General features: G+C 70.1%; 8 protein-coding genes. 7 read left to right on the top strand and 1 reads right to left on the bottom strand.

Annotated features, from left to right (window positions below; translation table 11 throughout):
- Positions 1-3,075, top strand: a 3,075-nt coding sequence (locus tag M0P34_RS10435) for an efflux RND transporter permease subunit (protein WP_291498855.1), incomplete at its 5' end; no start/stop codon positions are given.
- Here M0P34_RS10435 and M0P34_RS10440 read toward each other — a convergent pair.
- Positions 3,072-4,052: an NAD(P)-dependent oxidoreductase gene (locus M0P34_RS10440; protein ID WP_366062481.1), complete on the bottom strand. Its 981-nt coding sequence runs from the start codon at positions 4,050-4,052 to the stop codon at positions 3,072-3,074. The genes M0P34_RS10435 and M0P34_RS10440 overlap by 4 nt on opposite strands.
- A 106-nt stretch (positions 4,053-4,158) precedes the next feature.
- Here M0P34_RS10440 and M0P34_RS10445 point away from each other — a divergent pair, with 106 nt between their 5' ends.
- From M0P34_RS10445 to M0P34_RS10470, 6 genes are all read left to right on the top strand, one after another.
- Positions 4,159-5,616, top strand: coding sequence for a response regulator (locus M0P34_RS10445; RefSeq protein WP_291498856.1), 1,458 nt, complete (start codon positions 4,159-4,161; stop codon positions 5,614-5,616).
- 100 nt (positions 5,617-5,716) lie between these two features.
- On the top strand, positions 5,717-6,064 hold the full coding sequence (locus tag M0P34_RS10450) for a hypothetical protein (protein WP_291498857.1): 348 nt from the start codon (positions 5,717-5,719) through the stop codon (positions 6,062-6,064).
- Positions 6,064-6,480: a tetratricopeptide repeat protein gene (locus M0P34_RS10455; RefSeq protein ID WP_291498858.1), complete on the top strand. Its 417-nt coding sequence runs from the start codon at positions 6,064-6,066 to the stop codon at positions 6,478-6,480. Before M0P34_RS10450 ends, M0P34_RS10455 begins: the two co-directional genes overlap by 1 nt.
- A gap of 49 nt (positions 6,481-6,529) precedes the next feature.
- Positions 6,530-7,252, top strand: a complete 723-nt coding sequence (locus tag M0P34_RS10460) for a tetratricopeptide repeat protein (RefSeq protein WP_291498859.1) — start codon at positions 6,530-6,532, stop codon at positions 7,250-7,252.
- Between the two features lie 378 nt (positions 7,253-7,630).
- Entirely contained in the window at positions 7,631-7,987 is a 357-nt protein-coding gene (locus tag M0P34_RS10465) for an Hpt domain-containing protein (RefSeq protein ID WP_291498860.1), read from the top strand.
- A gap of 5 nt (positions 7,988-7,992) precedes the next feature.
- Positions 7,993-8,199 carry a ferredoxin gene (locus M0P34_RS10470; RefSeq protein ID WP_291498861.1) on the top strand — a complete coding sequence of 69 codons (207 nt, stop codon included), beginning with the start codon at positions 7,993-7,995 and terminating at the stop codon, positions 8,197-8,199.
- Positions 8,200-9,077: the final 878 nt, after the last annotated feature.

Consider the following 9,077-nt stretch of genomic DNA (forward strand, 5'->3'; position numbering starts at 1 on the left):
CGCCCGGTGATGACCACGCTGCTCATGCTCGGGCTGCTGGTCTTCGGCCTGTTCAGCTACACCCTGCTGCCCATCAACAACCTGCCCAACGTGGACTTCCCGACCATCGAGGTCTCGGCCTCGCTGTCGGGCGCAAGCCCCGAGACGATGGCCTCCTCGGTGGCCTCGCCGCTGGAGAAGGAGTTCTCGGCCATCGCGGGGCTGGAGTCCATCACCTCCGAGAGCACCCAGGGCTCCACGCGCATCACCCTGGAGTTCTCCCTTGCGCGCGACATAGACGACGCCGCGCTGGACGTGCAGTCGGCCATCTCCTCGGCCATGCGTTCCCTGCCCGACGACATGAGCACCCCGCCGTACTTCCGCAAGGTCAACCCGGCGGCATCCTCCATCCTGATGATCGCCGTCAGCTCGCCGACCCTGCGCCTGTCGGAGGTCACGGAATACGCCGAAACCATCATGGCCCAGCGCATATCCATGGTTTCGGGCGTGGCCCAGGTCAACGTCTACGGCTCGCAGAAATACGCCGTGCGCATCCGCGTGGACCCCGAGGTGCTGGCCGCGCGCGGCATCGGGCTGGACGAGGTCATGGCCGCCGTGCAGCGGGCCAACGTGAACCTGCCCACAGGCTCCGTGGCCGGTCCGGGGCGCGAGTACACCGTGCGCTCCTCGGGCCAGCTCATGGACGCCGAGGCCTTCCGCCCGCTGGTGGTCAGCTATGTGGACGGCTCGCCCGTGCGCCTGGGCGACCTGGCCGTGGTCGAGGACGGGGTGGAGAACGAGCGCCGCAGCAACACCTTTGGCGGCGACCCGGCCATCATCCTGGCCATCTCGCGCCAGCCGGGTTCCAACACCGTGCGCATCGTGGACGACGTTTTGCGGCTCATGCCCTCGTTCCGCGCGCAGATCCCGGCCTCGGTGGACCTGGAGGTCATGTACGACCGCTCCCAGTCCATCCGCGAATCCGTGGCCGACGTGGAGTTCACCCTGTACCTAGCCGCCGTGCTGGTGGTGCTGGTCATCTTCCTGTTCCTGCGCACCCTGCGGGCGACGATCATCCCCAGCCTGGCCCTGCCCCTGTCCATCGTGGGCACCTTCGCGGTCATGCATCTGGCCGGGTTCAGCCTGAACAACATCTCCCTCATGGCCCTGACCCTGTCCCTGGGGTTCGTGGTCGACGACGCCATCGTCATGCTGGAGAACATCGTGCGCCACAAGGAGATGGGCAAGCCCACCCTGCGCGCGGTGCTCGACGGCTCGCGGGAGATCAGCTTCACCATCGTGTCCATGACCCTGTCCCTGGCGGCGGTGTTCATCCCGGTGCTGTTCATGGGCGGCATCGTGGGCCGCCTGTTCAACGAGTTCGCGGTGACCATCTCCAGCGCCATCCTGCTCTCGGGGCTGGTGTCCCTGACGCTGACGCCCATGCTCTGCCGCGTCATCCTGCGCGACTCGAAAAACGGGGGGCACGGCCGCCACGGCGCGCTCTACATGGCCGTGGAGCACGGCTTCGAGGCCCTGCGCCGGGGCTACGAGCGGACCCTGGACGCCACCCTGCGCCACCGGGCCCTGGCCATGAGCCTGTCCCTGGCCATCCTCGGGCTCACGGTCTGGCTGTTCATCGCCGTGCCCAAGGGCTTCCTGCCCAGCGAGGACCAGGGCCGGGTGGACGTGTCCACCGAGTCCGCCGAGGGCACGTCCTTCGAGGTCATGAACGAGTTGCAGCGCAAGGTCGACGCCATCGTGGCCGCCGACCCGGCCGTGGAGTCGACCATGTCCGTGGTCGGTTCGGGCGGGCCCAACCGCAGCGCCAACTCCGGGCGCGTCATGGGCAAGCTGCGGCCCCTGGAGGAGCGCGACGCCAGCGCCGACGAGGTGGTGGCCCGGCTGCGCCCCCAGCTGGCGGACATCCCCGGCATCGTCGCCGTGCCGCGCAACACCCCGCCGGTGCGCATCGGCGGGCGGACCACCAAGGCGCTCTACCAGTTCACCCTGCAAAACCCCGACACCGACGAGCTTTACGCCCACGCCGGGCAGTTCCTGGCCCGCATGCGCGCCATGCCCCAGCTCCGGGACGTGGACAGCACCATGCAGCTCGACAGCCCGCAACTGCGGGTGCAGATCGACCGCGACCGCGCGGCGGCCCTGGGCGTGAGCCCGCGCCAGATCGAGGACGCCCTGTCCCTGGCCTACGGCTCGCGCCAGGTGTCGACCATCTACGCGCCCACCAACGACTACAAGGTCGTCATGGAGCTGGCCCCGGGCTTCCAGCGCACGCCCTACGCCGCGCGGATGCTGCGCGTGCGCGCCGACAGCGGGGTCCTGGTGCCCCTGGACGCCGTGGCCACCCTGTCCCTGGCCACGGGGCCCTCCTCGGTGTCGCACACCCAGCAGATGCCCTCGGTGACCCTGTCCTTCAACCTGGCGCCGGGGCAGTCCCTGGGGCCGACGGTGGCGGCCATCTCGGCCCTGGCGGCCGAAACCCTGCCGCCCTCGTTCAACTCCAGCTTCCAGGGCACGGCCAAGGCCTTCCAGGACTCCATGTCCGGCATGTGGCTGCTGCTGCTCATGTCCGTGGTGGTCATCTACATCGTGCTGGGCATTCTCTACGAGAGCTTCGTCCACCCGCTGACCATCCTCTCGGGCCTGCCTTCGGCGGGCGCGGGGGCGCTGCTGACCCTGGCCCTCTTCGGCAAGGAACTGGACATCTACGGCTTCGTGGGCATCATCATGCTTGTGGGCATCGTCAAGAAGAACGCGATCATGATGATCGACTTCGCCATCGCCGCCCAGCGCGACCAGGGCCTGGAGCCCCTGGCGGCCATCCGCCAGGGCGCGCTGATCCGCTTCCGGCCGATCATGATGACGACCCTGGCCGCCCTCATGGGCGCCCTGCCCATCGCCCTGGGCATCGGCGCGGGCGGCGACGCGCGCCAGCCCCTGGGCCTGGCCGTGGTCGGCGGGCTGCTCATCTCCCAGGTGCTCACGCTGTACTTCACGCCGATCTACTACTGCTACCTGGACGCGGCCAAGCGCCGCCTGGCGCCCGGCCGGGCCGCCGACGCCCCGGCCGATTAGCCCTTGCCCTCGGCCCTGCCGCCGCCCAGCTCCTCCAGAACGCGGGCCACGGCGGCGAAATCCTGGTCGCCCAGGCCCCGGGCCCGGCCCGCGCCGTAGAGCTGCGAAAGCACCGCCGCCAGGGGCGCGGCCGCGCCCGTGTCGTAGGCCGTGTCCAGCACGAACTTCAGGTCCTTGGCCATATGCTTCAAGGGGAACTGGGGCGGATAGTACCCGCTGGCGAGCATTTCGCGCTTGGCTGCGAAAAGCGGACAGGCCAGGGCCCCCGAGGCCACGATGTCCATGAGGATGTCGCCGTCCAGCCCGCCCTTGCGCACCAGGGCCAGGGCCTCGGCCAGCCCGGCGGCCATGCCCGCCAGCAGGAGGTTCACGCCCATCTTGGCCAGGGAGCCCTGGCCCACGGCCCCACAGCGCACCACCTTGCGGCCCACGGCCAGCAGCAGGGGCTCCACCGCGTCGATGGCCGCGTCGGCCCCGCCGGCCAGAACCACCAGGGAGCCCTCCTCGGCCGGGCGCTTGGAGCCCGAAACCGGCGCGTCCACATACTGCACGCCCAGGGGCTTCAGGCCCCCGGCGATTTCGCGGGCGTAGGCCGGGGAGATGGTGCTCATGTTGACGAAGATCTTGCCCCGGTCCAGGCCGCGCGCCGCACCGTCCTCCCCGGCCAGGACGGCATAGACGGCCTCCGGGCCGCTCAGCATGGCCACGACCACGTCGCTGGCCTCGGCCAGCTCGCGCGGGGTGGCCGCCACCCGGGCCCCCAGCTCGGCCAGGATGGCCGCCTTGTCCGGGGTGCGGTTGTAGACCGTGAGCGGGAATCCCGCCCGCAGGACGTTTTCGGCCATGGCCCGGCCCATGATGCCCAGGCCCACGAATCCAACACGTTGCGCCATGATCCACCTCCGTTGGCGACGGGCCGCCGGGGCGGCGCCTGTCGCATGCCGTCCAGCATAGCCGGGCCGGGGCGATTTTTCCAGCCCGGGCGCCGGGGCGGGGCCGCCCGCAGGCGCCGGGGAAAGCGGTTGCCTTTCCCCGGCCCTTGGTGTTCAATGGAAACCTGAGGCGAAACCTCACGGAGACCCCGTGGACTGGCACGAGAACTACCACACCCTGCGCACCCTGGTGGTGGACGACGACCCCATTGTCTGCCACGCCCTGGCCGGGGCCCTAACCGACGCGGGGCTTGCCGCCGAGCCCCACATGCGCGGGGCCGACGCCCTTGAGGCCGAAGGCACCGCGCCCGTGCTGGCCTTTGTGGACGTGGTCATGCCCGACATGGACGGGCTGGACCTGGCCGCGCGCCTGCGCGAGAAGTGGCCCGGCATCGAGCTGGTCTTCGTCAGCGGCGCGGCGGACTCGGGGCGCGTCATCCGCGCCCTGCAACTCGGCGCGTCGGACTACCTGGTCAAGCCCTACACCCCCGAGGCCCTGCGCCTTTGCCTGTCGCGCTTCCACGAGCGGCTGGCCCTGCGCCGCCGGGCGGCCCTGGCCGAGCGCCGCTACGCCACCCTGATCCAGAATGTGCCCCTGCTCATCTTCCGCCTGCGCGAGGACCTGAGCCTGGAATTCGTCAACAACGCCGTGCAGCCCATGCTCGGCTTCGCGCCCGAGGAGGCCACGGCCAGCGACAGCTGGCTGCCCTCGCGCGTGCGCATGAAGGACCGGGGCCGCGTGCGCCGGGTGCTGGCCCAGGCATTCTCCAGCAAGTACCCCCTGACGGTCCAATGCCGCCTGGTCCACCGCCGGGGGTTCGATGTCCACGGCATCCTGAAGACCATGCCCCGCGGCCCCGAGCCCGGCGCGGCCATCCTGGACGGCGTGTTCATGGACATTTCCGAGCGCATCTACCTGGAGCACTCGCGGGTCATGGCCGAAAAGATCAAGACCATCGGCGCCATCTCCGAGGAGGTGGCCCATGAGATCCGCAACCCGCTCATGTCCATCGGCGGCTTCGCGCGGCGCCTGTCGGCCAAGGCCCCCGACTTCCCCGAAACCGAGATCATCCTGCGCGAGTCGCGCCGCCTGGAAAAGCTCCTGGAGCGCATCCGCGGCTACCTGAACCCCCTGGACGTACGCACCGGGCCCCTGGCCCTGGGCGAGGTGCTCGCCGCCGCCCTGGAGCGGCTCATGCCCGGGCTGACCGAGGCCGACATCGCCGTGCAGGCCCTGTTCGAGCCCCGGCTGCCCGAAGCCTGCGCCGACCCCGACATCCTCGACCAGGTCTTCACCATCCTGCTCCAGGACGCGGCCCGGGCCCTGACCAGCGGAGGGTCCCTCAACGTGCGCACCTTCGCCACCGGCGACTCCGTGTGCGCCAGCTTCGACTACGAGCTGCGCAGCCTGCGCGACATCGACCCCGAGCGCCTCTACCTGCCCTACGAGGACGGCGGCTTCGGCCTGCCCAACTGCTACAGCATGGTCCAGCGGATGGGCGGGGTCATGACCATGACCCGCGAGGGCGGCAGCGCGGTGTTCACCGTGTCCCTGCCGCGCCGCGACGGCGAGCGGGACACGGCGCCCGTCTGGCTGCCCCTGGCCTGAGCCGCTTTCCCCCGGTCCGCGTTCTCCTTGGCAGCCCCCGGCCTTTTACGCTACCCTGTTTCCCGCTCCCGCCTCGCGAACAGGCCAGCAAGGAGGGCCCATGTCCGCCTACCCGCAAATCCTCGGGGTCTATGTGCGCAACGTCACGGCCGACGTGGGCGCCGGAACCACCCGGGGCTCATACGACCAGAAAACCTACTGGTACGTCCGCCGCACGGGCGACGACGCCTTCGAGGTCCAGCCCATCAACGCCAACCATGTGCCCTCGGGCCTGCGCAGCGTGTTCGGCAAGGGCGAGTTCATGGCCGCCTTCAGCCCCGAGCCCGCCTACTACGAGCGCAACACCCTGCCGCCCTCAAGTCGCTGCAAAAGAAGATCGCCGAGGGCGAGGAGCAGTTCGCCCTGGGGCGCCTGGACGAGGCCGAGCGCGCCTTCCTCAAGGCGCTGATGATCGACGAGCTGAGCGTGCCCGCCAACCTCGGGGCGGGCGCGGTCTACGCCGAAAAACGCGAGTTCCACAAGGTCAAGAAGGCCCTGGGCATCCTGCTCAACAACGACGAGACCTTCCAGGCCGAGCAGCGCGCGCGCTTCAACACCCTGGGCATGAGCCTGCGCAAGCAGGGCATGCTCGACGAGGCACTGGAATATTACCGCAAAGCGCTGGAGTATAACGACAAAGACGAGAACCTGCATTTCAACCTCGCCAGGGTCCATTTCGACAAGGGCGACCACATCGCCGCCCTGGACCACCTGGAGCGCTGCCTGGCCATCAACCCCGACCTGGAGGTGGCCAGGAAATTCCAGCGCTACTGCCGCAAGCAGCTTGGGGGTTCCGGCCTTGGCAGCGGGGACGCTTTGCGCTAGGCTCCGGCCTCCGGGCCGCCCGGGGCGGGCCGCAAACCAGGACGAGCGCATGTACCCCCAGATTCTTGGCGTCTATTCCCGCAAGCAGGACCGCGACATCGGTTTCGGCACGACGACGCGCAACCACGCCCAGCAGACCTACTGGTTTGCCAGGCGCCTGTCCGACGACGCCTTCGAGGTCCAGCCTCTGAACACCAGCCACGTCCCCTCGGGCATGCGCACCACCCTGGGCAAGGGCGAATTCATCAAGGCCTTCCACCCCGAACCCGGCTACTACGAGACACGCACCCTGCCCGCCCTCAAGTCGCTCCAGAAAAAGGTCGAAATGGGCGAACGCTTCTTCCAGGACGGGCTGCTCGGCCAGGCCGAAAAGGAATTCCTCAAGGCCGTGATGATGGACGAGGACAACGCCCAGGCCAACCTGGGCCTTGGCGCCGTCTACAGCGAGCAGGGCCGCTTCGCCAAGGTCCGCAAGATCGTGGGCATCCTGCTCAACAACGACGACGCCTTCCGCCGGGAGCAACGCCGCCAGTTCAACACCTTCGGCATCAGCCTGCGCCGCCAGGGCCTGCATGAGGACGCAATCCGCTTCTACTCCCGCGCCCTGGAGGTGGACCCCGACGACGAGCACCTGCATTTCAACCTCGCCCGAGCCCACTTCGAGCTGGGCGACGAGCTGGCCTGCCTGCAACACATCGAAATCGCCCTCGGCCTGAACCCCGACTTCAAGGAAGGCCGCAAGTTTCTTGAATATCTTGGGAAGCACTGCTAAGGGAGCGCTCCGGGGCCAGGACCCCAGGCTGGAGGCACGACTTTTGCTTGTAAAATCCGAAAGCTGACGCACGAAACGACAGCTTTTCCTCCTGAAGGCGCCCGGTTCCCCACCTGGGCGCCTTTTTTTCAATTATTCCCGGGCGCAAAGCGCAGGGGCTGCGGCCGCCCAGCCGCCCCGGCGCCGGGCCCGGCCCGCGCCCCCCCCGGCAGGAACTGCCGCCCGGGCGGCTTGTTACAAAGCGAACATAAGGGAATTGCTGACAAAACTTTTGTACGAAGAGCCTGGAAAACCTTGGCCCCCGTTCCGCGCTGTGCTAGGGTCTGCTGGCCGACCCGGGAGCCAACGCCTGGCCCCCGACGGATGAGGGGGATTTTCATGCCACTCGATCAGACCGGTGTCCTCGACCTGGAGGCCACCATGGCCCGGCTCAAGGGCGACAGGGACTTCCTGCTGACCCTCTTTCGCGTCTACATCGACGACCTGCCCGCCAAGCTCGAAGCCCTGGAGCAGGCCGCCGCACAGCGCGAACTGGAGGGCCTGCTGCGCACCGCCCATTCCCTCAAGGGCGCCTCGGCCACCATCGGCGCGCCCGCCATGCGCGAGGCGGCCGAACGGGTGGAGAACTCCGCCCGCAGCGGCGACCTGGACGCCGCCGTGGCCGCCATCCCCGCCCTGCGCGAACAAGCCCTGCTCCTGGCCCACCTGCTGCGCCAGGAAATCCAGAAGGACTGACCGCCATGCCCCGCGTCAGCTGCTCCATCATCCAGCCCCAGTGCAGCCGCTGCCAGGCCTGCGTCGAGGCCTGCCCCGAGCTGTTCGCCTGGGACGAGGAACTCGGCGAGGTTGTGGTCCGCGAGGACTGCGCCGACGCCCCGGACCTCGCCAAGGCCGTGGCCTGGTGCCCCCACGACTGCATCGAGGTCCACGACCCCGACACGCCCTGACCCCCGCGGGCAGCCGCCCCCGGAAAGGCAGCGGCCCCGCCCGCCGGGCCGGAGCCGCGCCAAGGGGCGCCCTCCCGGCAAGCGCATCCCCCGCCGCGCTCCCCCTGCGCGAAACGCAGGCGGCTCGGGCGGGCCCGCCCGCACAGAACCCCTGCCCCGGACCGGGCTGCCCCCGGGCGCCCCCCCGGCGCAACGAACCCGCGGCACATCCCCAGGCGCAACAAGCCCAGAAGAGCAGCCCCGGCGCGCCAGGAACCTGGCGCGCCAGAAGCCTGCGCGCCGAGGTCGAGGGGATGCCCGCCCGGACCGGAGCTGCCCGGCGCCCCAGGAGCCTTCCAGCCGCAGCCAGGGCCGCGCACCCGTGGGTGGGCGCTTGCCTCTGCGGGGCGCAAGGCTTTCGGTTCGCCCCCGCGCGACGGATGATCGGCGCCGGGCCTCGGGGCATCGTTGCCCAGGCGGAAGCGCCACCCGCCGCAAGGGCCGGACAGGCCGCCCCGCCCGCCGGGCCGGAGCCCGGGCAGACGCCGCCCCTGGAACCCCCTCCCCGCCCCCGCCTGTTCACGCGGCGCCCCGTCCGCCCCGCCCGGGCGCCCCCCGGCGGCCTGTCTGCGGATGCCCCCGGGCCAGTCCCGGCAACCCCGGCGACGTGCCGCAGGATGCGGCCGCATGTCCCCGCCGCATGCCGCGACGGAAAAAACGCTTGCCCCCCGAAGGCCCTGGCGCAGGGCGGAGAACGCGACACCCGCTCTGCACGGGGCTCCCCGTGCAGAGCTGAAGAGACGACGGGCTGGCCGTCGGCTGGGGCGGGGCGAAGCGCCGGGGCGGCGGGCCGAGCTGAAGAGACGACATGTGCTCGCCGCCTGGAAAAGCGCCAAGCC

Source organism: Desulfocurvus sp. (assembly GCF_023230885.1).
Lineage (GTDB): Bacteria > Desulfobacterota > Desulfovibrionia > Desulfovibrionales > Desulfovibrionaceae > Desulfocurvus.

Coding starts and splice junctions, on each gene's coding strand:
- M0P34_RS10450 (WP_291498857.1), top strand. CDS start 5,717: ATGTCCGCCTACCCGCAAATCCTCGGGGTCTATGTGCGCAACGTCACG.
- M0P34_RS10455 (WP_291498858.1), top strand. CDS start 6,064: ATGATCGACGAGCTGAGCGTGCCCGCCAACCTCGGGGCGGGCGCGGTC.
- M0P34_RS10460 (WP_291498859.1), top strand. CDS start 6,530: ATGTACCCCCAGATTCTTGGCGTCTATTCCCGCAAGCAGGACCGCGAC.
- M0P34_RS10465 (WP_291498860.1), top strand. CDS start 7,631: ATGCCACTCGATCAGACCGGTGTCCTCGACCTGGAGGCCACCATGGCC.
- M0P34_RS10470 (WP_291498861.1), top strand. CDS start 7,993: ATGCCCCGCGTCAGCTGCTCCATCATCCAGCCCCAGTGCAGCCGCTGC.